The following is a 23,938-nucleotide window of genomic DNA, read 5'->3' as shown; positions in this document are numbered from 1 at the left end:
AACGAGCGCGTGATGGGCACCCGGTCCAGCCCGAGCAGCTGCGGGCACATTCGGACGCCGGGTCTCAATACGTCTCGCTGGCCTACACCGAGAAGCTGGCGCTCGATGGCATCGCACCCTCGATCGGGTCCGTCGGCGACGCGTTCGATAACGCGCTGATGGAGACGATCAACGGGCTCTACAAGGCCGAGTGCATCCGCACGACCGTGTTCCACGACGGGCCGTATCGGACCATCGCAGACGTCGAATTCGCGACCGCCGGCTGGGTCAACTGGTACAACACTCGTAGGCTTCACTCGAGCCTCGGCTACGTCCCACCCGCCGAGTTCGAGCAAGCCCATTACGCGACCCTCAACCGAGAGCCGCAACCCGCATAGGAGCGGCACAAAACCTGGAGCGCTTCAGCTCGCCGCCGAGGCATCCGTCCGTGTTCACACAGACCTGCCCGCGATGGCCGCGCGTCTCGGGCGACACCCCCACTGAGCCGGCCGGCCGGCGCATCCACGCTCAGGTGTAACGGCGACGAAACACTGCGCCAGTGTTCGTGAAATCTACATCCCATAGCGTCACCTTTATCGCGCAGGGTCGAGGCTTTCTGACCGTGCCGATGTACCCGAGTGCCACCCCGTCCAATCTGGAGACACAGCACATGACATTCCGCTTCAATTCCTCCCGCAGCCGCCGCCTCGCCGTCGCCGGCGCGAGCGTCGCCGTCGCAGCTCTCGCCCTGACCGCCTGCTCCAGTGGCAGCGGCTCCGACGCCTCCGAATCGCCCGCCGGCGAAGAGGGCTTCGGCGACCTGACCCTCCAGCTCAGCTGGATCCTCAACGAGGAGTTCGCGGGCGAGTACTTCGCCGACTCGAAGGGCTACTACGAAGAGGCCGGCTTCTCGTCGGTCAACCTGGTCCCCGGTCCCTCGACCGGTGTCGCCGAGCTCGTCAGCGGCACCGCCGACGTCGCCCTGAGCGACTCGATCTCGGTCGGCGCGGCCGTCGCCAACGAGGGTGCCCCCCTCAAGATCATCGGCGCAACGTTCCAGGCCAACCCCTTCACGATCCTCTCGCTCGCCGATGGGGGCGATATCGCCACCGTCGACGACCTCAAGGGCAAGCGCATCGGCGTGCAGGACTCGAACACCACGCTCTTCAACGCGCTGCTCGCGGCGAACGACATCGACCCGTCCGAGCTGACGATCGTCCCGGTTCAGTACGACCCGGCGCCCCTCGTCAACGGCGAGGTCGACGGATTCATGGCGTACATCACCAACGAGTCGGTCACGGTCGCCGCTCAGGGTCTCGATACCACGGACCTGCCGTTCGCCGACAACGGCCTGCCGTTCGTCGCCGAGACGATCACGGTGACCGACGAGCAGATCGCCGACAACCGCGAGATGCTCAAGGCGTTCCTCGTCGCCGAGATCCGCGGCTGGACCGACGCGCTGAACGACCCCGAAGAGGGCTCGCGCCTCGCTGTCGAAGAGTACGGCGTCGACCTCGACCTGAACCCCGAGAACTCGCTCGCCGGTGCGATCGCGCAGAACGAGCTCATCGTGTCGGACGAGACCGAGGAGTTCGGGATCTTCACGATCAGCGACGCCCTGCAGGCATCGACCATCGGCAGCCTCGAGGGCGCCGGCATCATGATCGAAGCGGGCGACCTCTTCGACATGAGCCTGCTCGCCGAGGTTTACGAAGAGAACCCGGACCTCATCGCCTACATGGGCTGAGTTCTTCACCTCTACCGAGAGATATCAACTGTGACCGAAACGGCCACCCAGACCGGTGCCCAGGCGACAAGCCTGGGCACCGGCCTGCAGATCACCGGACTGAACAAAGTCTTCAGCGTGGGTCGCAAGACCGTCGTCGCGCTGCAGGACGCCAACCTGCACACCGATCAGGGCACCTTCCTCGCCCTGCTCGGGCCGTCGGGCTGCGGCAAGTCGACCATCCTGCGCATTCTGGCGGGACTCGAGGATGCCACGAGTGGCACGACGCGCGTCGATGGCAAGAGCCCCAAAGAGCTCCGGAAGGGTAACGAGCTGGGTATCGCTTTCCAGGACTCGGCTCTTCTGCCTTGGCGGAGCGTGCAGTCGAACATCCAGCTGCCGTTCGAGGTCGCGGGCAAGCCCGTCGACAAGGACTACGTCAAAGAGATGATCGCCCTCGTCGGTCTGACGGGCTTCGAGAAGGCGAAGCCCGCACAGCTGTCCGGCGGCATGCGCCAGCGCGTATCGATCGCGCGCTCGCTCATCATGAAGCCATCGGTGCTGTTGTTCGACGAACCGTTCGGCGCCCTCGATGACATGACGCGGCAGAAGCTCAACCTCGAGTTGCTCCGCATCTGGACCGAGAAGCCCGCCACCACGCTGCTCGTGACGCACGGCATCTCGGAGGCGATCTTCCTGTCCGACCAGGTAGCCGTCATGAGCCCGCGTCCCGGTCGCATCAAAGAGGTCATGACGATCGACCTGCCGCGTCCGCGGACACCCGAGATGATGCGCACGCCCGAGTTCCACGCGTATGTGGACCAGGCGTCCGAGTTGCTCTTCGGCGTGGGAGGCGCCGCGGCGGATGACCACTAGCGTCGCGCCGCCGGAGGCTACCAAGCCCCGCACGATCCAGTGGGAGGACGTCAAACTTCCCGCGTGGGTCACCGGACTCATCGGTGTCGTCGGAATCATCGCGCTGTGGTGGATCCTGGCAGCGACCGTTTTCTCGAACGTCGGTCCGGGCGGGGTGCAGGCGATCCCGACACCTCCTCAGGTGTTGATGGAGTTCTTCAACACCGGCTGGAACTTCTACGTCCGGAACTTCGGGGTGACCCTCGCCGAGGCGGGGATCGGATACCTGTGGGGCAACGGCCTCGCCCTGGTGCTGTCGGCGCTTGTGCTGATCATCCCCCGGCTCGAGGGCGTCGTGATGCAGATCGCGATCATCACCTACTGCATCCCGATCGTCGCCCTGGGTCTTCTGCTCACGGTCATCGTGCCGATCCCGACGTCGGGTCAGCCCTCGACCACCGCGATCTTCCTCGCGGCGCTCAGCTGCTTCTTCACGACCGTTGTCGGTGCGCTGCTCGGGTTGAAAGCGGCCGACAAGGCCAGCCTCGACCTGATCACCGTGTACGGCGGGTCGCGGCTGACGCAACTGCGCAAGGTGCGCCTGATCGCGTCCCTTCCGTCCATCCTGAACGCGCTCCAGATCGCGGTTCCGGCGGCCTTCCTCGGCGCCGTGCTCGGTGAGTTCTTCGGCAAGATCACGGTCGGCGTCGGCCCCGCGATGATCGCGGCGCAACAGGCGCTCAACTCACCCCGCGTGTGGGATATCGCCCTCGTTTCCGGCGCTGTCGCCCTCCTGGGTTACGGCCTGCTGGGCCTCGTCGCCCGAGCCATCGCACCCTGGTCGAAGGGAGTGTCGAAATGAGCACGCTCATCACCGAGCCGCCGACCGTGGCGGCGGTCTCCGAAGCAGAACAGACCGCCAAGCTGAACGCCGAGATCCGCCGCGAGACGCGCAGCGCCACGCTCCGGGCGCTCGGGCGCAGCGTCCTGACGTTCCTTCTCACGATCGTCGCCGTCCTGGTGATCTGGGTCGGATCGCTCTGGGCCTTCCAGATCTCGCCGTACGTCGGCAAGGGACCGGTGGATGTCTGGAACTTCCTCTTCACCATGCCGAATTCCGAGGCGAACCGCGAACAGCTTTTCGGCCAGCTCTGGGTGACTCTCGGACACTCGGTCGTCGGGTTCATCGCCGGCCTCGTGGTGGCCCTCGTCGTCGCGATGATCTTCCAGCTCAGCAAGGGCGTTGAGCACGCGCTCATGCCCATGGCGATGCTGCTGCGTTCGGTGCCGCTCGTCGCGATGGCGCCCGTCATCATCCTGATCTTCGGGCGTGAGTTCGCCTCGGTCGCGGTGATCGGCGGAATCGTGGTGCTGTTCCCCGCACTTGTGAACATCGTGTTCGGCCTCAAGTCGGCCTCGCCCCAGATGAACGATCTCGTCACGGTCTACGGCGGATCGTCGTGGACCCGTCTCCGCAAAGTCGCCCTGCCGAGCTCGCTGCCCGAGTTCTTCGCCGCCGTCCGCATCTCGGTGCCCGGCGCGATCACGGGGGCCCTGCTCGCCGAGTGGCTCGCCGTCGGCGGCGGCATCGGCGGCGCCGTGGGTGGTTACATCTCGGGGGCACAGTTCTCGGCCGTCTGGACCGCTGTGGTCCTCGTGACCGGGGCCGCACTCATCCTCTACAACGTCGTTCAGATCCTCGAGTCCGTGGCGCTCGCCCGCATGGGCATGGGCAACCGCGTCTGATCTCGTCGAACCGCCCCAGAGCCTTCGGGTGCGGTTGTCTCCACCGTTCGAAAGGACACCATGACCGACTCCCTCGCGCTCACCGCGTTCGCCTATGGCCTGCCCAAGGCCGAACTGCATCTTCACCTCGAGGGCACCCTCGAGCCCGAGCTCAAGTTCGAACTCGCGGCCCGCAACGGCATCGAACTGGCAGAGAAGACCGTCGAAGAGGTCAAGGCGACCTACAACTTCACCGACCTGACGAGCTTCCTCGCCGTGTACTACCCGGCGATGCAGGTGCTGCAGACGGCCGACGACTTCCACGACCTCGCTTGGGCCTATCTGCTGCGTGCGAAGGAACAGGGCGTCGTGCACGCCGAGATGTTCTTCGACCCGCAGGCACACACGAGCCGTGGCGTGCCGTTCAAGAACGTCATCACGGGCTATCACCGCGCCGCAGTCCGGGCGGGGGACGAGCTCGGCATCTCCGCAGAGCTCATCCTCTGCTTCTTGCGCGACTTCTCGGCAGAGGATGCGGCGGCGACGCTCGAGTCGGCGCTGCCGTACAAGGACTGGATCATCGGGGTCGGGCTCGATTCGGATGAGCGCGACAACCCGCCCAGCAAGTTCTCGGAGGTGTTCGCCCGCGCCCGTGCCGAGGGCTTCCGGTTGACGATGCACTGCGACATCGACCAGGTCGGCTCGATCGAGAACATCCGCGCTGTACTCACCGACATTCGGGTCGAGCGGATCGACCACGGCACCAACATCGTGGAGGACCCCGAACTCGTGGCGATCGCGAAGGAGCGAGGGCTCGGCTTCACGTGCTGTCCCGTGTCGAACTCGTTCGTCACCGAGCAGATGAAGGCCGACGAGATCGTCAGCCTGATGCGGGCGGGCCTGCGCGTCATGATCAACTCGGACGACCCTGCGTACTTCGGAGCCTACGTCGGCGATAATTACGTCGCCCTCGCCGAGCAGGCCGGGCTGTCCGAGACCGACCTCGTCCAGCTTGCCATCAACTCGTTCGAGGCATCGTGGCTGACGCCCGAGCAGAAGGCCGCCTTCGTTGAACGGGTGGGGGAGTACGCGGGCTCCCGCGGCGTCGGCTTGCCGGTCTAGCGAGGGCGGCGACCATGACGTCGAGCGTCGCCTCGCGACCGGTGGATGCGGATGACGCTGATACGCGGCTCGGTGCCGCGATCCGGCGCGTTCGGCACGCGCGTGGCATGACGCTCGTCCGGCTCGCCGAAACGACGGACCTCTCGCATCCGTTCCTGAGCCAGCTCGAGCGCGGCCTCGCCCAGCCGAGTCTGTCGTCGCTGCGGCGTATCGCCTCGGCGCTCGAGACGAGCCCGATCGAGCTGATCGCGGAAGCGGATGCCGCGGCATCCGCGCATCCCGCGGTCGAGGTGCACCGACAGGCCGCGACGGACGAGGCGGTGCCCGAGGGATTCGCCGCCGGCTCCGCCCGGATGCTGGCGCGCGGCGGTAGGCCGCTGCATCCGATGGAAGTGGCCGGCGGCGCCACCGAACCCGGCGAGATCTTCGTGCACGCCGAGGATGAGTTCCTCTACGTGATCGAGGGGGCCATCAACATCGAGGTCGAGGGCGATCAATCGACACTGGAAGCGGGCGACTCGGCCTACTACGCGGGCGGTGTTCACCACCGCTGGTGGTCGGCGAACGGCCGGACGTACCGTCTCGTCGTCGTGAAGCAGGGCCTGCGCGGTGCCGGCGCCGGGCGCTGGTAGCGCGCACGGAGCCCGCGTCAGAGCGCGGCGGCACCCGCTTCGGCGACCGTCTGGTCCTGCTCGCCCGAGCCTCCGCTGACGCCCAGGCCACCGACGACGACGCCGTCGCGCAGCAGGGGCACGCCCCCCGCGAAGATCGCGACCTTGCCGCCGTTGGTGGTGTGGATGCCGAAGAACTGCTGCGTCGGCTGCGAGTTGTCGCCGAGGTCCTTCGTCTGGATGTCGAAGGCACGCGACGTCCACGCCTTGCTGATCGAGATGTCGATGCTGCCCATCCAGGCGCCGTCTTGGCGAACGTGTGCGATCAGGTTGCCGCCGGCGTCGACGACGGCGATGTTCATCGGCTGGCCGATCTCGTCGGCGCGCGCTTCGGCGGCGGCGATCAGGGTGCGGGCGTCCGCGAGGGTGAGAGCTGACATGGTGGTCTCCTTCGATCGTGAGGGTGGTGGGACGTGAAGTCGTGACGGATGTCGGGGGTGCGGTCAGGCCGCGATGTACCCGTTCGGGTTGAGCACGTACTTGGTTGCGGCGCCCGCATCGAACTCCGCGTAGCCGCGCGGAGCATCCTCGAGCGAGATCGCGGTGGCGTTGACCGCCTTCGCGATCTGCACCTTGTCATGGAGGATCGCCATCATGAGCTGCCGGTTATAGCGCATGACGGGGCACTGGCCGGTGGTGAACGACAGCGACTTCGCCCAGCCGGTGCCGAAGCTCAGCGACAGCGAACCCTTCTGCGCCGCCTCATCGGCCGCGCCCGGGTCACCGGTGACGTAAAGACCCGGGATGCCGATGGCTCCGCCCGCGGCCGTCACATCCATCAGGGAGTTCAGCACCGTCGCGGGAGCCTCGGCGGCGTCCGCGCCGTGCCCCTGCCCGCGCGCCTCGAAGCCGACCGCGTCGACCGCGGCGTCGACCTCGGGGACCCCGAGCAGCTGTGCCAGCTGTTCGGGTACGTCACCGTCGCCGACGTTGATGGTTTCGCAGCCGAAGCTGCGCGCCTGGGCCAGTCGCTCCTCGTTCAGGTCGCCGACGATGACGACGGCCGCACCGAGCAACTGGGCGCCGGCTGCTGCCGCGAGACCGACGGGACCGGCACCCGCGATGTACACGGTCGATCCGACTCCCACTCCCGCGGTGACGGCGCCGTGGAAGCCCGTCGGGAAGATGTCGGAGAGCATCGTGAGGTCGAGGATCTTCTCGAGGGCCTGCTCGCGGTCGGGGAAGACGAGGGCGTTCCAGTCCGCATACGGCACGAGCACGTATTCGGCCTGTCCGCCCACCCATCCGCCCATGTCGACGTACCCGTAGGCGCTGCCGGGACGGTCGGGGTTGACGTTCAGGCAGATGCCCGTCTTGCCTTCCTTACAGTTGCGGCAGCGACCGCACGAGATGTTGAAGGGTACCGAGACGATGTCGCCGACCTTGACGAACTCGACGTCGGGACCGACCTCGACGACCTCACCCGTGATCTCGTGACCCAGGACCAAGCCCGCGGGCGCCGTCGTCCGGCCCCGGACCATGTGCTGGTCAGATCCGCAGATGTTGGTGGCGACGGTCTTCAGGATGACGGCGTGGGGGAGCTTGCGTCCGATGTTCGCGGGATTGACGCCCGGACCATCCTTCAGCTCGAAGGTGGGGTATTCGGTGTCGATGACCTCGACCTTGCCCGGCCCCTTGTAGGCGACGGCACGATTGTTCGTCATGGTGGCTCCTCTCCGAACCTCGAACCGCGCGTACGTCGGGTCGACATCGGCGGCTTATCCAGAGTGCGCCACCCGTTTCGGTAGCGCCATCGGCGATCGGGATAGTTCTCACTACCCGTTCGGGTAGCGCGAGATGGCGCGGAGCCAGCTAGCATCATCCGATGCCGACCTCGATCGCCGCGATAGCCGACGTGGTGGCGGCCCCATTGCCCGAGATCGCGCGCTCACTCTCGGAATACCTGGCGCCCACGATCCCGCATTCCGCGCTCATCATCCTGGCCGAGGACGACGTGAGCCACCCGCTCAAGCTCCACGGGGACCCGGCGCTCGCATCACGCGTCGCTCTGTCGGAGATGGTGGAGGCCCGGGCCCTCCTCAGCGGCCCCGGGGTACTGCGCGCCTCGGTCGAGGTCGGCGGCGCAGCGCGAAACACCGTGCTGGTCTGCGCCGAGACCGGTCCGCTGCTGGTTCTCGTCGATCCGGTGCCCGCGGCATCCGCCACAGATCCCGACGCCGACGTGCGCGCAGACGCCGAACTTCTCCAACTGTGGCGCATCGTCGCGGTGCGGATCCGGCAACCCGCACGCGACGCATCGCCGAGCTATCTGCTCGAGTCGCGTGCCGCGGCCGGTGTGCGTGCAGAGGTCGTCGCCGAACTCAGCGACACGCACTCGCGCACACTCGAGGCGCTGCTCGCGGTCCTGCGCTCACCCTCGACCGACGATCACGCCGCGCGCCAGGCCGCCGTCGGTGTCGCGGCGCACGCGATGGTGCAGCTGCGCACCTCGACCGATCTCGTCCGCACCTTCACGGAAGAGCCCGTGACCTCGGCGTTCGAGCGTCTGCGCGATGATCTCGTGCCGCTCGTGCGGTACCGCGACGTGGACGTGCAGTTCGTCGAACCACCCGTGGACGGGCGCGCCCTGCCCAGCGAGATCGCCCACGGTGCTCGGGCGATCGTGCGTCGAGCGATCCTGGCGTCCGTCGAACAACCGGGCACGAGCCGCGTGCGGGTCAAATGGGATTGCGACGGCCGCAACCTGCTGATCAGCGTGCGCGACGACGGCCCCGGCGATGCATCGCTCGGTCACGATGCCCTCGACGAACTCCGGCAGCGCGTCTCGGCGGTCAACGGCGAGATGACTCTCGCGGCGACCGAGGGGTGGGGCTCGGAGCTCTCCGTCGTCATGCCTCTGGACCCCCCGCACACCCACGGCGATGACCCGCTCATCGCGCGGCTCGGACCGCGCGAGGTGCAGATCCTCGAACTTATGACGCAGGGGCTCCGCAATCGCGGGATCGCGGCGCGCTTGGGAATCAGCGAGAACACCGTCAAGTTCCACGTCTCGAAGGTGTTTCGAAAGCTCGGGGTCACCTCGCGCTCCGAGGCCACGGCGCTGATCGCCGCGGGTCGCGCACACCGCTGACGGGTCAGTCGGCCTGCGCGATGCGCCAGACGCGGTCGCGCGAGAACGGCTGCTCGTACGGCCTGCGTCCGAGAGCACGGGCGATCGCGTTGCCGATCGCGGGGGCGACGGGGTTGTACGGCGACTCGCTCATCGACTTCGCACCGAACGGACCGAGGTCGTCGTTCGTGTCGGCGAAGTAGACCTCGGTGTCGGGAATGTCGGCGAACTGCGGCACGCGGTAGGTGCGGAACATGGGGTTCACCACGGCGCCACGGTCGTCGATGTAGACCTCTTCGTAGAGCGCGCTGCCGATGCCCTGCGCGACGCCGCCCTCGATCTGCCCCCGGCACTGGGCCGGATTCATGACGAAACCCGCATCTGCGGCGTGCACCGACTGCAGGATGCGGACGGATCCGGTGGATGGCTCGACCGCGACCCGCACCGCGTGGACGTTGAACGCCAGCGAGCGTTCGTCGCCGTATTCGGCGCCGTGGGCAGTCAGACCGTCGCCGCTCCCGTGTTCCGGCGCCGCCGCGGCGACGATCTCGCCGAACGGCACGACCCCCGACGGCGTGCGAACGCCCTCGGCCGTGAGCGAGCAGGCCCCGGGTTCGGCTCCGTGTAGGACGGCGGCGAGCCCGAGCATCCGGTCGCGTAGCGCGACGCACGCCGCGTACACGGCCTTGCCCGCGACGGTCGTCCCCGCCGATGCGAACGCACCCGTGCCGTGCGCGACGCCATCCGTATCGGCATGCTGGAGCGTCACACGCCCGCCGTCCACGCCGAAGACGGATGCCGCGATCTGGCGCTGCACGGTGGTGGTGCCGTTGCCGAACTCGGCCGTACCGGTGCGGAGCGCGTAGGTTCCGTCGGGCCGGAGCGTCGCCGTGGCGTGCGCGATATGTCCGCGCGGGGCCATCGTCGCGATCAGCGTCGAGGCCATACCCTCGCCGACGAGCCAGCCGTCCGGTGCCGTCACGCCGTTGCCGCGGGCCAGGGCGCCTTGCGCGAGATCGAGGCACTGATCGAGGCCGTAGCTTCCCCAGCGGACTTCGGGTTCGTGTTCTGCGTGCCACGCGAGCAGGGGGTCGCCGTCGCGGACGGCGTTGATGCGGCGCACCTCGAACGGATCGAGGTCGAGGCGTTGGGCGAGCATGTCCAGCGCGGATTCGACCCCGAGCTGCACCTGCCCGAGGCCGTACCCGCGGAAGGCTCCTGACGGCACGTTGTTGGTGTAAACAGCCTCGGCATCAACCCGCTTCGCGGGGGCGTTGTAGAGGCTGATCGACTCGGAGCAGCCATGGAACATCACGCCGATCGCGTGGTTGCCGTACGCACCGGTGTCGCTCAGCACGTCGAGCTTGATCGCGGTCAGCATTCCATCCTCGTTGGCGCCGAGCTCCACCGAGACGCGCATGGGGTGACGCAGCGACGCCCGCTGGAACTGATCGGTGCGAGAGAACTCGTACGCGACGGGACGTCCGGTGTGCAGCACGGCGAGGGCCACGAGGTCTTCCGTGAAGATCTCCTGCTTGCCGCCGAAGCCCCCGCCGACGCGTGGCGCATAGACGCGCAGGCGCTCGCGCGGCAGGTCGAAGATGTGGCCCAGTTCGTCACGCGTGAGGAAGGGCACCTGCGTGCTCGAGCGGATGACCAGCCGGTCTTCGTCGTCCATCCAGCCGACAGATCCGTGCGTTTCCAGCTGCGCGTGGCTGACGCGGGACGTCTGCCAGGTCCCCGCGACGCGGATCGGGCTGGCCGCGAGGGCGGCATCGATGTCGCCCCCGTATCCGTCGTGGAGCGCGGCGACGACATTGCGCGACGCATCCGCGACACGGTCGTCGGGTGTGCCCTCGGCGTGCAGCAGGGGGGCACCCGGCATGCGGGCGGCCGCCGCGTCGAAGACCGCGGGCAACACCTCGTATTCGATCTCGACCAGCCGGCAGGCTTGCTCGGCTGCCTGCGAGTTCTCGGCGACCACGGCCGCGACCCGTTGCCCGACATGGCGCACGACGTCGTCGAGCACACGAGTATCGTCCGGGTCGTCGGTGCGGTGTTCGTGTCGGCCGGAGGAGTACCGGGTGGCCGGAGCATCCTCATGTGTGAACACCGCGACGGCCCCGGGAACCGCGAGTGCAGCCGAAGTATCGATGGAGAGGATGCGTGCGTGCGCATGTGGCGAGGTCACGACCCGCAGCACCAGGGCACCCGTGACCGGCTCATCGAAGGTGTACGGCTCGCGACCCTGCACCACTCTTCGGGCGGGCTCGGGTGAGACCGATGTGCCGACGCCCGACGAGCCGATACCCGACGATTTCGCCGCGGCGGCAGTGTCGCACGAACCCTCGCACACCTCACCGCAGACGGATGACGGAGCCGCGGCATCCTTCTCCGCCACATCCTGTTCGACGATGGCGGCTCTCCGCCCCGTCTCACGCACGGCACCGGTGATCGCCTCGCGGAGCGGTCGGTACCCGGTGCACCGGCAGAGGCTGCCCTTCATGCGACGGTCGAGGTCGGGCAGGTCGGCCTCGGTGAGGGTGGAGGCCGTGACGCTCATGCCCGGGGTGCAGAAGCCGCACTGGAAGCCGAACTTCTCGATGATCGCCTCTTGCACGGGATGGAGGCCATCGCCGGGGGCGAGGCCCGCCGCCGTCGTCACCGTGCTGCCCTCGACCCGCATCGCGGGAATGATGCACGAGTGGACAGGCTGGCCGTCGAGGATCACGGCACACGCGCCGCAATCGCCCGCGTCGCACCCTTTCTTGACCTCGGTGTGGCCGTGCTCGCGTAGCAGCGTCCGCAGGCACTGACCCGGGCGTGGCTCGACCTCGAGGGGTGCGCCGTTGACCTCGATCTTCATGCGGTCTCCCCAGAATCGGCGGCGAGTTCGGCCCGAATCCGCTCCGCGAGCTCGACACTGACCCCGCGGCGCCAATCGGCGGATCCCAGGGGATCGGTATAGAAGTCCGCTGCCCCCGCGACATCGGCCGCGAGCTGTGCCGCTGCGGGAAGCTCCGGATAGCGCAGGACGGTCGGTGTGAGGGTGGCGGCGGTGACACTGAAGACGGCGGACCCGTCGCGGTCGATACGCCCGGTGACGACCGCTCCCGAGCGACCCAGCTCGGCGAGGGCGATCTTGCGCATGACGGCGCGAGAACGGAGTGCGTGCGCGGGGATCTCGACAGCACGGACCACCTCGCCGCGGGCGAGATCATTCGTGCCATTGCCCGTCATCAGCTCGGCCACCGGGGTGCGGCGCTCGTCACCGTCGGGAGTCCAGATCACGGCCTCGCCGTCGAGCGCGGACGCGAGGGACACGATCGCGCCGGCCGAGAACGAGCGGCAGACGTTCCCTCCGACCGTCGCTGTGTTCCAGATCTTGAACGAGGCCAGGAGGGCGTTCGCGGCGACGGGGAACAGCGCGATGGCGGACCAATCGGCCGGGGCCGCCGCATCCGTCGTCCGGCCTTGGGCGAAGGCGACGAGCGTCGCGATCGTGCACGTCGCGCCGATCGTGAGCCCCCCGTCGGTGACCTCCAGATCAGGCCAGCCCATCGTCGTCAGGTCGACCAGCCCGGTCGCGTGGTTCTGGGGCTCACCGAACAGCCAGGTCCCCCCGCCCAGGATGATTTCGCCCGGGGCGAGCGCGAGGTCGTCGCGCTGGGTCGCGCGGCGGAAGCTCGTGATGGTGTTCAGGTCCACCGGCACTCCTTCCGAGAATGCGTCGCCGCATCCTTCCATCCAACCAGCGCCCGATTTCGTGAGTGTTTCACGTGCAACCGCGAGGCTGGGCCGTCAGGCGTGTCGCGAGCTACTACAACTCGAGCTCGACCGCCGTCTCGAGGGCGGCCTCGATGCTGCGCATCCAGCCGTCCTTGAGCGCGGAGTTCTTCTCGTCGTAGAGGGATGCGCCATCGACGAGGTTGCTTGACGCGGCGCAGACCATGCCCGCGCGGAGACCACGCAGTCGCGCGACGATGTAGAGAGCGGATGCCTCCATCTCCACATTGAGGATGCCCATGCGGTTCAGCTCGGCGATCCATTCCGGTGTTTCCGCATAGAACGCGTCGTCGCTCACGCTGATGCCACGAAAGGAATGTGTTCCCGATGCCGCGGCGATCCGCTCCGAGTGGCGGGCGAGCGCCAGCGTGAGTTCGAGGTCGGGGACTGCAGGGAAGCCTTTGGGCAGATAGGCATCCGTCGTCCCGTCGTTGCGGAAGCTGCCCTCGCTCACCAGCAGGTCTCCGGGGGCGATGCCCGGCTGGAGGCCGGCCGAGCTGCCCACGCGGATGAACGATGTGACGCCGACCCGTGCCAGTTCTTCGACGGCGATCGCGGTCGACGGGCAACCCATTCCGGTCGACGTCGCGGTGATGTGCCGCCCCTTGTACCAGCCCGTCATGGTGCGGTGCTCGCGGTTGTGTGCGACCTCGCGGACCTCCGTCAGGAACTCCGCGACGAACGGCACGCGAAACGGATCTCCGGGCAGCAGCGCCACGGACGAGACCTCACCGGGCGCGATGCCGATGTGGTACTGGCGCGCGTTCAGGCCCGCCTGGGACTTGTCCACGGGCGTGGATGTGGGCGTGGATGCGGATGTGGACACGGTGGCCTCCGGGATGCTGTGACGGGTGAAGTCAGCAGTCCCCGCCCTGAGCCACCGGCTCGGTCCACCGACGATCGCCGGGAGGTCATGGTTGTTAGGACACGCAGTGCCGAGAGCGTAGCACCGTGTCGCGCGAGCCGAGGCGACGGCGAAACACCCTACGTGCGCCCAGACACCCCATGGCGAGGGGTGTTTCGTCGCGCGCGGGGTGTTTCGGTGAAGACCGCACCCAGGCACGCGGCTAGAGGGGCGAGCAGGTCGGCGCGGGGCTCGCGGGGGAGGCAGGCGTGCGGGCGTGGATCGGGCCGCGGGCATCCCGCAGCGGAACACCCGATGTCCCGTACCGCGACGCGATGATCTCGGCAATGGCGGCGACAGCGGCTTCTTCCGGCGACGATCCGCCGAGGTCCAGGCCGAGCGGAGAGTGCAGGCGGGCCAGGTCGGCGTCCTTCACCCCGCGCTCACGCAGCGCAAGCCCACGCTGCTCCACCGTGCTCCGAGCACCCATCGCGCCGACGAAACCGACGTTCATTCCGAGTGCGGCATGAAGAGCAGGAATGTCGATCCGTTCGTCGTGGGAGAGCACGCAGACGGCCGTCCGGGCATCGATCGAGCCCGCCTGCTCGGCAAGCGACGTCAGATACTCGCCGGGATCGGCGATCACGATGTCGGATGCGTCGGGGAAACGCTCCGACGTCGCCAGCAACGGCCAGGGGTCGCACACGGTGACCGCGTAACCCGCCGCGCTGGCCACCCGACACAGCGCTGCCGCGTGTTCCCCCGCGCCCACGACGATGAGTCGGGCGCGCGGAGCCTGAGACACCGAGAGCCACGCGCGGTCTGCGATCGGGGTCGTCTCCGCCAAGAGCGCGGCCGCGTCCAACTCGGGGAGCGCCTCGGCAGCGATCCGCGACAGGCCGGATGCGTCGGCGACGACCCCCTCGAGAGGAGCGCGGATACCGAGGGCGACGGTGACGCGCTCATCGCGAGCGGCTGCCTCGAGAGCGTGCCGCGCCACGTCGTCGTCGGGTCGCAGGACGTACGCGAGCACCTCCACCTCGCCGCCACACGCGAGGCCCGCGGCGTGCGCGCGCTCGTCGCTGAACCCGAACCGCGCCGCGCGCGCCGCGCCATCTGCCAGCACGGCATGAGCGAGCACGATCGCGTCGCCCTCGACACAGCCGCCGGAGATCGAGCCGATCACCGAGCCGTCCGCCGTGATGGCCATCGAAGCCCCGAGCCCCCGCGGAGCGCTGCGCGCGACACGTGTCACGGTGACGACCGCCACCGACTCTCCATCTGCGAGACGCGGCAGCAGGTCTGCGGCGAGTTCGAGCATCCTGCAACGCTAGTCGCGCGATGTTTCCTGCACGATACGCTGACGGCACCATGCGCCCGTCGGAGAGCAGCGACCAACAGTCCGATGCGATCTTCGGTCTCGTGCTCGCGGCCGGCGCGGGCACACGGTTCGGCGGCCCGAAGGCGCTTGCCCGAGACGGCGACGGCGTGCCGTGGGTCGTTCGGGCCGTGAACACGCTGCGCGCGGGGGGATGCGGTCGGGTGCTCGTGGCGCTCGGGGCATCGGCGCCGGAAGCACACGACCTCGTCCCGCCCGGGGCCGAGATCGTCGTCGTGCCCGACTGGCAACTCGGCCTGTCCGCCACGATCTCGACGGGGCTCGCCGCGGCGCGCGAGCGATCCGCGTCAGCGCTCGTCATCATGCCGGTGGACACGCCGGATGCTCCACCCGCCGTCGTCCGCCGGGTCATCGCCGCCGCGGCGGCCGCACCGAGGCGGGCACTCGTGCAGGCGACGTACGGTGGCGACCCGGGTCATCCGGTCCTGATCGGTGCCGAGCACTTCGATCCGCTCGCACACGCCCTGTCGGGGGATCGTGGCGCGCGTGCCTACCTCGCGAGCCACGACGCGCTCTCGGTCCCCTGCGAAGACCTCTGGTCGGGCGACGACATCGATACTCCGCCCACGATCGGCAGTGGACCCATGATCGACAGTGGGCCCGCCACCGACGGCTGAGCGACGGGTAGCTCTCGGTCAGCCGCCGATCACGACGTTGAGCGGCGCCTCGCCCCGCAGCAGCCGCTCGATCTGCTGACGGATCAGGCGAGCCGCACGCGGTCGCATCGCCGCCGTCAAACCGCCGACGTGCGGCGCGATCAGTACCCCGGGAGAGGCCCAGAGGGGATGCCCCGCGGGCAGCGGCTCCGGATCGGTGACGTCGAGCGCAGCGCGGATACGGCCACGACCGGCGTGATCGACCAGCGCGGCGGTGTCGATCAAGGAGCCACGACCCACGTTGACCACCAGCGCACCATCCGGCAGCGCAGCCAGCACGGCGTCGTCGACGATGTGCCGCGTCGCGTCCCCTCCGGGCAGGGTCAGGATGACGATGTCGGCGTGGGGAAGCAGCTCCGGCAGCTCGTCGACACCGTGCACGTGCACCCCGTCTTCGTCGCGGGCCTGCGTCGCCACCGGCACGAGATCGACCTCAAAGGGCGCGAGGCGCGCGGCGGTCGCCTTTCCGACTCCGCCGTAGCCGAGCAGCAGCACACGCTGGTCGGCGAGACCGGTGCTCCGCTCCTGCATCCAGGTCTGGGCGGCCTGCGCGTGCACGAGCTCGGGGAGGCGCCGCTGCGCCGCGAGAACGAGTGCGAGCGCCAACTCGGAGGTGGCCGTCTCATGCACCGATGCCGCGTTGGCGAACTGTCGCCCGGGAGGTAGGTGAACCGCAACCTCGTCGTAGCCGATGGACTGGCCCTGCAGCACGCCGGTCTCGACGCCGTCGAGCCAACGGAAGCCGCTTCCGCCCGACATGTACGGCACGACCACGAGGTCGAGTCGCTTTCGCGGTGCCGGCCCGTCCATCGGCCACACCAGCACTTCGACGCCATCCGGCATGGGGCCGAGGTCTTCGAGAACCTGGGGGGAGGGAACGGTAACGGTGAGCGTGCGGGGCGCGCGGTTCATCCTTCGACGCTAGCGGGCTCCGCCGCGTCAGGCGTTTTGCAGCACCGCGGCGATCGCACTGGCGAAGAAGACACGTCCGTCTTCGCCCGAACGCATCGCGACCGAGGTGTCCGGCCCGAAGCCCGGTTCGACGGCGTGCTCGGGGTGCGGCATGAGGCCGACGACGTTGCCGCGGGCGTTCGTCACGCCGGCGATGTCGCGGAGCGACCCGTTCGGGTTCACTCCGACGTAGCGGAAGGCGACCTGCCCTTCGCCTTCGATGCGATCCAGCGTCTCGTCGTCGGCGATGTAACCGCCGTCGCCGTTCTTCAGCGGGATAACGATCTCTTGTCCGGCTTCGAAGCCGCTCGTCCAGGCGGTATCGGCGTTCTCGACGCTCAAGCGCTGGTCGCGGCGGATGAACTGCTGGTGGGCGTTGCGGATGAGTCCTCCCGGCAGCAGGTGCGCCTCGACGAGCATCTGGAATCCGTTGCAGATGCCGAGGACCGGCATGCCCTTGTCCGCCGCGTCGCGGATGTCGGACATGATCGGCGCGCGCGCGGCGATCGCACCGGCGCGCAGGTAGTCGCCGTAGCTGAACCCGCCCGGCAGGACGATCGCGTCGACGCCGTGGAGGTCGTGGTCGCCGTGCCAGAGTGCGACCGGCTCGCCGCCGGCGAGGCGCACCGCACGGCGGGCGTCGGCGTCGTCGAGGGATCCCGGGAAGGTGACGACCCCGATGCGGGGGCGGCTCACTCGACGACCGTGCTCTCGGCGACCTTGCTCTCGACGACCGTGCTCTCGACGACCGAAATTTCCACGACGTCTTCGATGACCGAGTTCGAGAGGATCTCGTCGGCGATGCGGCGCGCGGTCGCGAGAACATCCTCCGTGACCTCGCCGTCTACGGTGAGTTCGAAGCGCTTACCCATGCGGACGGCACTGAAATCCTGGACCCCCAGACGCGAAAGCGCGCCCGTGACGGCCTTTCCCTGCGGGTCGAGCAGCTCTGCCTTGGGCATGACGTCGACGACGATGGTGGGCATGTGAGAGCTCCGGCTGTCGGGGGCGGGGTTGCCGTCCCAGTCTACGGCCGCGTCACGACCGCATTCGTGACGCCGTCCGTGACGCCCTTCGTATCGGGGCTTTCGGTAGCAGCCGGGTCCGCAACTGTACGTTTCGACGTCGTGACCAAACTGTGACTATCCATTGGGACCGCTCTCTTGATCTGATGGGAACGCTCCCATAACGTTTCCTCCACCGATGGGAACGCTCCCACGGGATCAGATGATGGCGGGAACGAACCCGACGTCACGCGCAATACTCAACGACCATCACGAAGGAGTGACAGTGAACTCACGCGCCATGCGCCGGAGTGCCGCCATCGTCGCAGCATTCTCCGCTTCCGCCATCGTTCTCGCCGGCTGCGCCGGTGGAGGAAGCGACTCCCCGTCCGGCGACGCCGACGGAAAGACCACGCTCACGATCGCCACATTCAACAATTTCGGGTACACCGACGCGCTCCTGCAGGAGTACATGGACGAAAACCCCGACATCGAGATCGTGCACAACAAGGCCGCCGAGTCCGGCGATGCCCGTGCCAACTACTTCCAGAAGCTCGGGAAGGAAGGCCTCGCCGACATCGAGGGCGTCGAGATCGACTGGTTCGCCGAGGCCATGCAGTACTCCGACCTGCTCGCCGAGGTGCCGGACAGCGCGAAGGGCCGCTGGCTGGACTGGAAGGAAGCGGGAGCCACGGACGGAGACGGACGTCTCGTCGGTTTCGGCACCGACATCGGCCCGCAGTCCATCTGCTACCGGTCGGACCTGTTCGCCGCCGCCGGTCTTCCGACCGACCGCGCCGAGGTCGCGACCCTCTTCGAGGGCGACTGGAACCACTTCCTCGACATCGCCGATCAGTACAAGACCGCCACGGGTAAGCCGATGATCGACTCGGCCAACTCTGTTCTGCAGGGCATCGTCAACCAGATGGAGTACACGTACGACGAGCCCGATGGCACCATCATCGCGACGGAGAACCCCGACATCGCTGACGCCTACAGCCTGGTCGTCGAGCGCGCGATCCCCAACGCGGCATACGCGGGCCAGTGGAGCGATGACTGGAACGCCTCGATGACCAACGGCGAGTTCGCCGCGATGCTCTGCCCCGGCTGGATGCTCGGCATCATCTCGGGTAACGCGCCCGATGTCACCGGTTGGGATGTCGCAGACGTCTTCCCCGGCGGCGGCGGTAACTGGGGTGGCTCGTACCTGACGGTGCCCGCCAACGGTGCGAACGTCGACGCGGCGCTTGCCTTGGCCGACTGGCTGACCGCGCCCGAGCAACAGCTCAAGGCGTTCGTCGAGGCCGGCACGTTCCCGAGCCAGGTCGAGGCGTACACGAACCCCGAGCTGACGGAATTCGTCAACCCGTACTTCAACGACGCCCCGACCGGCGAGATCGGTGCCAACCGTGCCGAGGCCGTGACGGTTGCCCCGTACAAGAGCGCGAACTACTTCAAGTACCACGACGCTCTGCAGAACGCGGTGACTCGTGTCTTCGATGGTGTCGAAGACCAGACCACCTCGTGGAACACCTGGGTCACCGAGGTCGACGCCTTCTGATGACCGGAAGGGGTTGGGGCGCGCTGACCAAATAGCTCGCCCCACCCCCTGACCGCTCTCGACCTCACCGATACGGAGCCCCCCGTGACCGCGACCGAAGCTCGCCCCCGCATCTCATCCGAGGACTCGTCCCCGCCGCCCGCCGGGCGCCCGCGACCAGTCCTGTCTTTCAGGAACCGGCTAAGCCGGTGGGACCTGAAGTTCTCGCCCTACATCTACATCTCTCCGTTCTTCATCCTGTTCGCGATCGTCGGCCTGTTCCCGATCGCGTTCACGGCGGTCATCTCGCTGCAGGAGTGGGACCTGGTCCGCAATTCCGGGGCCTTCGTCGGCCTGGAGCAATACATCTGGATCTTGAACGATCCGAAGTTCTGGACCGCGCTGCGCAACACGTTCAGCATCTTCTTGCTCTCGTCCGTGCCGCAGCTGATCCTGGCGTTGTTCATCGCCGCGATGCTCGACCGCAACATCCGCGCCAAGACGTTCTGGCGGATGAGCGTTCTGCTGCCGTTCGTGATGGCACCGGTCGCGGTTGCGCTGATCTTCAGCAACATGTTCGGCGACAACTACGGCCTCGTGAACAACATCCTGACCAGCATCGGTCTCGACGCGATCCCGTGGCACAAGGATCCGTTCTGGAGCCACATCGCGATCGCGACCATGGTCAACTTCCGATGGACGGGCTACAACGCGCTCATCTTGCTCGCCGCGATGCAGGCTGTGCCGCGCGAGTACTACGAGGCAGCGACCGTGGACGGCGCCAACGCGTTCCGCCAGTTCATCAGCATCACGCTTCCCTCGCTCCGCCCGACCCTGATCTTCGTGATCATCACCTCGACGATCGGCGGCCTGCAGATCTTCGACGAGCCGCGCATGTTCGACAACACGGGCCAGGGCGGTGCCGCTCAGCAGTGGTTGACGATCACGCTGTACCTCTACAACATCGGCTGGGGCGAGTTCAACTTCGGCAGGGCGGCCGCGCTCGCGTGGATTCTGTTCGCGATCATCCTGCTCATCGGCTTGATCAACCTGTTCATCACCCGTCGCCTCGTGCGCGGGGAGGGCGGCCGCGGCGTGGTCGCACCCCGCCGACGCCGGAAAGGAACGCAGCGATGACTTCGGTCAGCACACCACCGCTCGCCATCGTGGAAGAGGGGATCCCGAACGCGCGGACCCGTCGCCGGAACGAGCGCGTGCAGAAGATCCGCGGCGTCCGCGCCGGGGTCTGGGTCTACATCGGTCTTGGCGTGGTCTTCGTCTCGGCGGTCTTCCCTTTCTACTGGTCGTTCCTGATCGGTTCGGGGGACTCCTCCACCATCAACGATCCGAACATGTCGTGGATCCCCGGCGGGAACTTCATCGCCAATGCGCTGGCGGTGGTCGGAGACCCTGCCGTCAACTTCTGGCTGGCGCTCTGGAACTCGATCTTCAGCTCGACCGTGATCGCGGCATCCGTCGTCGTGTTCTCGACGCTGGCGGGCTGGGCGTTCGCCAAGCTGCGCTTCCGGGGCGGAAAGTGGTTGCTCGCGTTCGTCGTCGCCACGATGGCCGTGCCGATGCAGCTCGGCGTCGTGCCGCTCTACATCCTGTTCGCGGACCTCGGTTGGACGGGCAACATCGGCGCGGTCATCATTCCCGCCCTGACGAGCGCTTTCGGGGTGTTCTGGATGACGCAGTACCTCAACCAGGCGGTCCCGGACGAACTGATCGAAGCGGCGCGTGTGGACGGAGCATCCATGCTCCGCACGTTCTGGACGATCGGGGTGGTCGCTGCCCGCCCGGCCGCCGCGATGCTCTTCCTGTTCACCTTCGTCGGTGCCTGGAACAACTTCTTCTGGCCGTTCATCGTGCTGGACCGGCAGAGCCCGACGCTTCCCGTCGCGCTGTCGCTCCTGCAGTCCAACTACTTCGTCGACTATTCCATCGTTCTGGCGGGCGTCCTGCTCGCAACGATCCCGCTGATCCTGCTGTTCGCCTTCGCCGGCAAGCAACTCGTCAGCGGCATCATGGCCGGAGCAGTGAAGGGCTAACATGAGCACCGTCATCAGAAAGGCCCCCACTCTCATGACCGAAACTGCTGAGCGTCCGTTCCCCTCGAACTTCCTGTTCGGGGCGGCGACCGCGGCGTATCAGATCGAAGGTGCGGCACACGAGGGTGGCCGCCGCGACTCGATCTGGGATGCGTTCGCGCGGGTCCCCGGCGCCGTGATCAACGCCGATAACGGCGACGTCGCGTGCGATCACTATCACCTGTACCGCGACGATGTCGCGCTGATGAAGTCGATGGGGTTGCAGACGTACCGCTTCTCGACATCGTGGTCGCGCGTGCGTCCCGACGGTGGTGCGCTGAACCTCGAGGGAGTGGACTTCTACAAGCGCTTGGTCGACGAGCTCTTGGACGCCGACATCCTGCCGTGGCTGACCCTCTACCACTGGGACCTGCCGCAGGCGCTGCAGGAGCAGGGTGGATGGACCAACCGCGACACGGCCGATCGATTCACCGAGTATGCGCTCGACATGCACGACGCCCTCGGCGATCGTGTCAACGTCTGGACCACGCTGAACGAACCATGGTGCTCGTCGTTCCTCAGCTACACGGCGGGTATCCATGCGCCGGGTCACTACAGCAAGTCCGAGGGCATGCTGGCGGCGCATCATCTGCTGCTCGGTCACGGCCAGACCGTGCGCGAGCTGCGGGCGCGGGATGCGTCCCTCAACCTGGGCATCACGCTGAACCTCACGGTGGCCGATCCCGTCGACCCCGCCGACCCGGCAGACCTCGACGCCGCACGAAGGATCGACGGCCAGTTCAACCGGTGGTTCCTCGATCCGATCTTCCGGGGCGCCTACCCGGCGGACATCTTCGACGAGATCGCCGATGCGGCCTTGCGGGCGGCGATCTTGCCCGGCGATCTCGAGACGATCTCCACCCCCGTCGACACGCTCGGCGTGAACTACTACCACGGAGAGTTCGTCGGGGGCCGGCCACCCAAGGTTCCGCCGACGCCGGGCGATGCCCCGACGGACCGACGGAGCGCATCGCCCTTCCCGTCCTCTGAGGACATCCACTGGCACGAGCGCGGGCTGCCGCGCACGCCGATGAACTGGGAGGTGCAGCCGGAGGGTTTGACGCGCCTGCTCGTGCGCGTCTGGGAGGAGTACGCCGAACCATCCGGCACCTCGCTCTTCGTGACCGAAAACGGCGCCGCCTACAACGACGAAGCTGTAGACGAGGACGGCGTGGTTCGGGTGCACGACGACGAACGCGTCTCGTTCGTGCGCGCTCATCTGGGCGCGACGCTCGACGCGATCGAGGCGGGCGTCGATGTGCGCGGATACTTCTACTGGTCGTTGCTCGACAACTACGAGTGGGCCTGGGGCTATGAGAAGCGTTTCGGTATCGTACGCGTCGACTATGAGACTCAGGTGCGGTCGATCAAGGACAGCGGCCGGGAGTACTCTCGGATCATCGCGAAGCGGACGCTCGATGACAGTGCGGAGCTAGCCGACGCGGTCGAGTAGGTCCGCGCAGGAGGGCACGACATGGTCGACATCGGGACTCGCTCTTCGCAGGGAACCGCGACGATCGAGGAGGTCGCGGCGGCGGCCGGCGTCTCGCGATCCACGGTCTCTCGGGTGGTGAACGGGTCGACATCCGTCAGCCCGGCAGCGCTCGAAGCCGTCAACCGCGCGATCTCGGCCCTGAATTACGTGCCCAACCGTGCCGCACGATCTTTGGCGACCCGGCAGACCCACGCGATCGCGCTGGTCGTGCCGGAAGAGACGACGCGCTTCTTCGGGGACCCGTTCTTCGCCGCCATCGTCTCGGGCATCAACGCGCGCGTCAACAAGTCCGACTACGTGCTCAACCTGTTCATCGCCAGCGACGACCCCGGCGACAAGACCACCAGCTACCTCCGCAGCGGCAGCGTCGACGGAGCGATCATCGTGTCGCACCACACGAGCGACACGTTCATCGACCGCATCGCGGCCGCCGTTCCCGTGGTGTTCGGCGGTCGTCCCGTGCGTGCACGCGAACGGGACTATTACGTCGACGTCGACAATGTGCGCGGCGGCCAAGAGGTCACCGAGTTCTTGATCGGTCGCGGTTACCGCCGGATCGCCATGATCGCGGGTCCCCTGACCATGCCCGCCGGCGTCGACCGGCTGGAGGGGTTCCGTCAGGCGCTCGACGCCGCCGGTCTCAAACCGGGGCCCGTCGAGGACGGAAACTTCACGGCGGACGGCGGCGCCCGAGCGATGGAACGCATCCTCGAGGCTCCCGAGCGTCCCGACGCGCTGTTCATCGCGAGCGACCTGATGGCGCGTGGTGCGCTCGCCGTCTTGAACCGGGCAGGCATTCGGGTTCCGCACGACATCGCGATCGTCGGTTTCGACGACTCCCCGGTCGCGACGACCGTTTCGCCGCACCTCACGACGATGCGTCAGCCGTCGTTCACGCAGGGCGAGCGGATGGCGGACGTGCTCCTCGACCTGCTCGCCGACCGGGATCCGCCGCGGGTCACGATGCTCAACACGGAGCTCGTCATCCGCGATTCCGTGTCGACACGCGCCGCCGAGGGCTGACC

The 23,938-nt window shown here is 67.7% G+C and carries 23 protein-coding genes; 14 read left to right on the top strand and 9 right to left on the bottom strand.

The window, feature by feature from the left end:
* The 7 genes from CGU34_RS03950 to CGU34_RS03920 all read left to right on the top strand — a co-directional run.
* Positions 1-377 (top strand): integrase core domain-containing protein (locus CGU34_RS03950; protein ID WP_157811213.1); only part of this gene is annotated, 377 nt, incomplete at its 5' end.
* Between the two features lie 272 nt (positions 378-649).
* The gene (locus CGU34_RS03945) at positions 650-1,726 is read left to right on the top strand and encodes an ABC transporter substrate-binding protein (protein ID WP_100813312.1); all 1,077 of its coding nucleotides are present in this window, start codon (positions 650-652) and stop codon (positions 1,724-1,726) included.
* A 30-nt stretch (positions 1,727-1,756) separates the two neighbouring features.
* Positions 1,757-2,581, top strand: coding sequence for an ABC transporter ATP-binding protein (locus CGU34_RS03940; RefSeq protein WP_036297220.1), 825 nt, complete (start codon positions 1,757-1,759; stop codon positions 2,579-2,581).
* Positions 2,571-3,422, top strand: a complete 852-nt coding sequence (locus tag CGU34_RS03935; RefSeq protein ID WP_100813310.1) for an ABC transporter permease — start codon at positions 2,571-2,573, stop codon at positions 3,420-3,422. The genes CGU34_RS03940 and CGU34_RS03935 overlap by 11 nt, the downstream gene beginning before the upstream one ends.
* Positions 3,419-4,306, top strand: coding sequence for an ABC transporter permease (locus tag CGU34_RS03930; RefSeq protein WP_036297217.1), 888 nt, complete (start codon positions 3,419-3,421; stop codon positions 4,304-4,306). The genes CGU34_RS03935 and CGU34_RS03930 overlap by 4 nt, the downstream gene beginning before the upstream one ends.
* Positions 4,307-4,366: 60 nt before the next feature.
* A complete protein-coding gene (add, locus tag CGU34_RS03925) occupies positions 4,367-5,407 on the top strand; it encodes an adenosine deaminase (RefSeq protein WP_100813309.1) in 1,041 nt (346 codons plus the stop codon).
* A gap of 14 nt (positions 5,408-5,421) precedes the next feature.
* Positions 5,422-6,039 carry a helix-turn-helix domain-containing protein gene (locus tag CGU34_RS03920; RefSeq protein WP_100813308.1) on the top strand — a complete coding sequence of 206 codons (618 nt, stop codon included), beginning with the start codon at positions 5,422-5,424 and terminating at the stop codon, positions 6,037-6,039.
* A 17-nt stretch (positions 6,040-6,056) separates the two neighbouring features.
* Here CGU34_RS03920 and CGU34_RS03915 read toward each other — a convergent pair whose 3' ends face one another.
* Positions 6,057-6,458: a GlcG/HbpS family heme-binding protein gene (locus tag CGU34_RS03915; protein ID WP_036297211.1), complete on the bottom strand. Its 402-nt coding sequence runs from the start codon at positions 6,456-6,458 to the stop codon at positions 6,057-6,059.
* A 63-nt stretch (positions 6,459-6,521) separates the two neighbouring features.
* The gene (gene fdhA / locus CGU34_RS03910; protein ID WP_036297242.1) at positions 6,522-7,742 is read right to left on the bottom strand and encodes a formaldehyde dehydrogenase, glutathione-independent; all 1,221 of its coding nucleotides are present in this window, start codon (positions 7,740-7,742) and stop codon (positions 6,522-6,524) included.
* 161 nt (positions 7,743-7,903) lie between these two features.
* On the opposite strand from fdhA, the gene CGU34_RS03905 reads away from it, so the two are divergent.
* A complete protein-coding gene (locus tag CGU34_RS03905) occupies positions 7,904-9,169 on the top strand; it encodes a helix-turn-helix transcriptional regulator (protein WP_100813307.1) in 1,266 nt (421 codons plus the stop codon).
* Between the two features lie 4 nt (positions 9,170-9,173).
* Here the strand turns inward: CGU34_RS03905 and CGU34_RS03900 are convergent, their stop codons facing one another.
* The 4 genes from CGU34_RS03900 to CGU34_RS03885 form a co-directional block, all read right to left on the bottom strand.
* Positions 9,174-12,014: a molybdopterin-dependent oxidoreductase gene (locus tag CGU34_RS03900; protein ID WP_100813306.1), complete on the bottom strand. Its 2,841-nt coding sequence runs from the start codon at positions 12,012-12,014 to the stop codon at positions 9,174-9,176.
* Complete coding sequence (locus CGU34_RS03895; RefSeq protein WP_100813305.1) at positions 12,011-12,856, bottom strand: FAD binding domain-containing protein; 846 nt, start codon at positions 12,854-12,856, stop codon at positions 12,011-12,013. Before CGU34_RS03895 ends, CGU34_RS03900 begins: the two co-directional genes overlap by 4 nt.
* Positions 12,857-12,968: 112 nt before the next feature.
* Positions 12,969-13,760: a nucleoside phosphorylase gene (locus CGU34_RS03890; protein ID WP_157811212.1), complete on the bottom strand. Its 792-nt coding sequence runs from the start codon at positions 13,758-13,760 to the stop codon at positions 12,969-12,971.
* Positions 13,761-14,001: 241 nt separating this feature from the next.
* Positions 14,002-15,099 carry an XdhC family protein gene (locus tag CGU34_RS03885; RefSeq protein WP_100813303.1) on the bottom strand — a complete coding sequence of 366 codons (1,098 nt, stop codon included), beginning with the start codon at positions 15,097-15,099 and terminating at the stop codon, positions 14,002-14,004.
* Between the two features lie 50 nt (positions 15,100-15,149).
* Here CGU34_RS03885 and CGU34_RS03880 point away from each other — a divergent pair, with 50 nt between their 5' ends.
* Positions 15,150-15,794, top strand: coding sequence for a nucleotidyltransferase family protein (locus CGU34_RS03880; protein WP_232711523.1), 645 nt, complete (start codon positions 15,150-15,152; stop codon positions 15,792-15,794).
* An 18-nt stretch (positions 15,795-15,812) separates the two neighbouring features.
* Here the strand turns inward: CGU34_RS03880 and CGU34_RS03875 are convergent, their stop codons facing one another.
* The 3 genes from CGU34_RS03875 to purS are packed head-to-tail and all read right to left on the bottom strand — an operon-like array spanning position 15,813 to position 17,770.
* The gene (locus CGU34_RS03875; RefSeq protein ID WP_100813301.1) at positions 15,813-16,745 is read right to left on the bottom strand and encodes a 2-hydroxyacid dehydrogenase; all 933 of its coding nucleotides are present in this window, start codon (positions 16,743-16,745) and stop codon (positions 15,813-15,815) included.
* Positions 16,746-16,772: 27 nt separating this feature from the next.
* Positions 16,773-17,480: a phosphoribosylformylglycinamidine synthase subunit PurQ gene (purQ, locus tag CGU34_RS03870; RefSeq protein WP_100813300.1), complete on the bottom strand. Its 708-nt coding sequence runs from the start codon at positions 17,478-17,480 to the stop codon at positions 16,773-16,775.
* Complete coding sequence (purS, locus tag CGU34_RS03865) at positions 17,477-17,770, bottom strand: phosphoribosylformylglycinamidine synthase subunit PurS (protein WP_036297197.1); 294 nt, start codon at positions 17,768-17,770, stop codon at positions 17,477-17,479. Before purS ends, purQ begins: the two co-directional genes overlap by 4 nt.
* A gap of 304 nt (positions 17,771-18,074) precedes the next feature.
* On the opposite strand from purS, the gene CGU34_RS03860 reads away from it, so the two are divergent.
* The 5 genes from CGU34_RS03860 (at position 18,075) to CGU34_RS03840 (ending at position 23,936) form a co-directional block, all read left to right on the top strand.
* Positions 18,075-19,349: an ABC transporter substrate-binding protein gene (locus CGU34_RS03860; RefSeq protein WP_100813299.1), complete on the top strand. Its 1,275-nt coding sequence runs from the start codon at positions 18,075-18,077 to the stop codon at positions 19,347-19,349.
* An 84-nt stretch (positions 19,350-19,433) separates the two neighbouring features.
* Positions 19,434-20,465 carry a carbohydrate ABC transporter permease gene (locus tag CGU34_RS03855; RefSeq protein ID WP_100813298.1) on the top strand — a complete coding sequence of 344 codons (1,032 nt, stop codon included), beginning with the start codon at positions 19,434-19,436 and terminating at the stop codon, positions 20,463-20,465.
* On the top strand, positions 20,462-21,379 hold the full coding sequence (locus CGU34_RS03850) for a carbohydrate ABC transporter permease (RefSeq protein WP_036297191.1): 918 nt from the start codon (positions 20,462-20,464) through the stop codon (positions 21,377-21,379). Before CGU34_RS03855 ends, CGU34_RS03850 begins: the two co-directional genes overlap by 4 nt.
* A gap of 34 nt (positions 21,380-21,413) precedes the next feature.
* Positions 21,414-22,871 carry a GH1 family beta-glucosidase gene (locus tag CGU34_RS03845; protein ID WP_100813326.1) on the top strand — a complete coding sequence of 486 codons (1,458 nt, stop codon included), beginning with the start codon at positions 21,414-21,416 and terminating at the stop codon, positions 22,869-22,871.
* 21 nt (positions 22,872-22,892) lie between these two features.
* Entirely contained in the window at positions 22,893-23,936 is a 1,044-nt protein-coding gene (locus CGU34_RS03840; RefSeq protein ID WP_100813297.1) for a LacI family DNA-binding transcriptional regulator, read from the top strand.
* Positions 23,937-23,938: the final 2 nt, after the last annotated feature.

Origin of the sequence: Microbacterium lacus, assembly GCF_002812805.1 — a bacterium.
Taxonomy (GTDB): Bacteria; Actinomycetota; Actinomycetes; order Actinomycetales; family Microbacteriaceae; genus Microbacterium; species Microbacterium lacus_A.
This window is presented reverse-complemented; position numbering and strand designations above follow the sequence as displayed.

Coding starts and splice junctions, on each gene's coding strand:
- CGU34_RS03930 (WP_036297217.1), top strand. CDS start 3,419: ATGAGCACGCTCATCACCGAGCCGCCGACCGTGGCGGCGGTCTCCGAA.
- purS (WP_036297197.1), bottom strand. CDS start 17,770: ATGCCCACCATCGTCGTCGACGTCATGCCCAAGGCAGAGCTGCTCGAC.
- CGU34_RS03875 (WP_100813301.1), bottom strand. CDS start 16,745: ATGAACCGCGCGCCCCGCACGCTCACCGTTACCGTTCCCTCCCCCCAG.
- CGU34_RS03850 (WP_036297191.1), top strand. CDS start 20,462: ATGACTTCGGTCAGCACACCACCGCTCGCCATCGTGGAAGAGGGGATC.
- CGU34_RS03880 (WP_232711523.1), top strand. CDS start 15,150: ATGCGCCCGTCGGAGAGCAGCGACCAACAGTCCGATGCGATCTTCGGT.
- add (WP_100813309.1), top strand. CDS start 4,367: ATGACCGACTCCCTCGCGCTCACCGCGTTCGCCTATGGCCTGCCCAAG.
- CGU34_RS03905 (WP_100813307.1), top strand. CDS start 7,904: ATGCCGACCTCGATCGCCGCGATAGCCGACGTGGTGGCGGCCCCATTG.
- CGU34_RS03935 (WP_100813310.1), top strand. CDS start 2,571: ATGACCACTAGCGTCGCGCCGCCGGAGGCTACCAAGCCCCGCACGATC.
- CGU34_RS03845 (WP_100813326.1), top strand. CDS start 21,414: ATGACCGAAACTGCTGAGCGTCCGTTCCCCTCGAACTTCCTGTTCGGG.
- CGU34_RS03900 (WP_100813306.1), bottom strand. CDS start 12,014: ATGAAGATCGAGGTCAACGGCGCACCCCTCGAGGTCGAGCCACGCCCG.
- CGU34_RS03840 (WP_100813297.1), top strand. CDS start 22,893: ATGGTCGACATCGGGACTCGCTCTTCGCAGGGAACCGCGACGATCGAG.
- CGU34_RS03915 (WP_036297211.1), bottom strand. CDS start 6,458: ATGTCAGCTCTCACCCTCGCGGACGCCCGCACCCTGATCGCCGCCGCC.
- fdhA (WP_036297242.1), bottom strand. CDS start 7,742: ATGACGAACAATCGTGCCGTCGCCTACAAGGGGCCGGGCAAGGTCGAG.
- CGU34_RS03945 (WP_100813312.1), top strand. CDS start 650: ATGACATTCCGCTTCAATTCCTCCCGCAGCCGCCGCCTCGCCGTCGCC.
- CGU34_RS03920 (WP_100813308.1), top strand. CDS start 5,422: ATGACGTCGAGCGTCGCCTCGCGACCGGTGGATGCGGATGACGCTGAT.
- CGU34_RS03885 (WP_100813303.1), bottom strand. CDS start 15,099: ATGCTCGAACTCGCCGCAGACCTGCTGCCGCGTCTCGCAGATGGAGAG.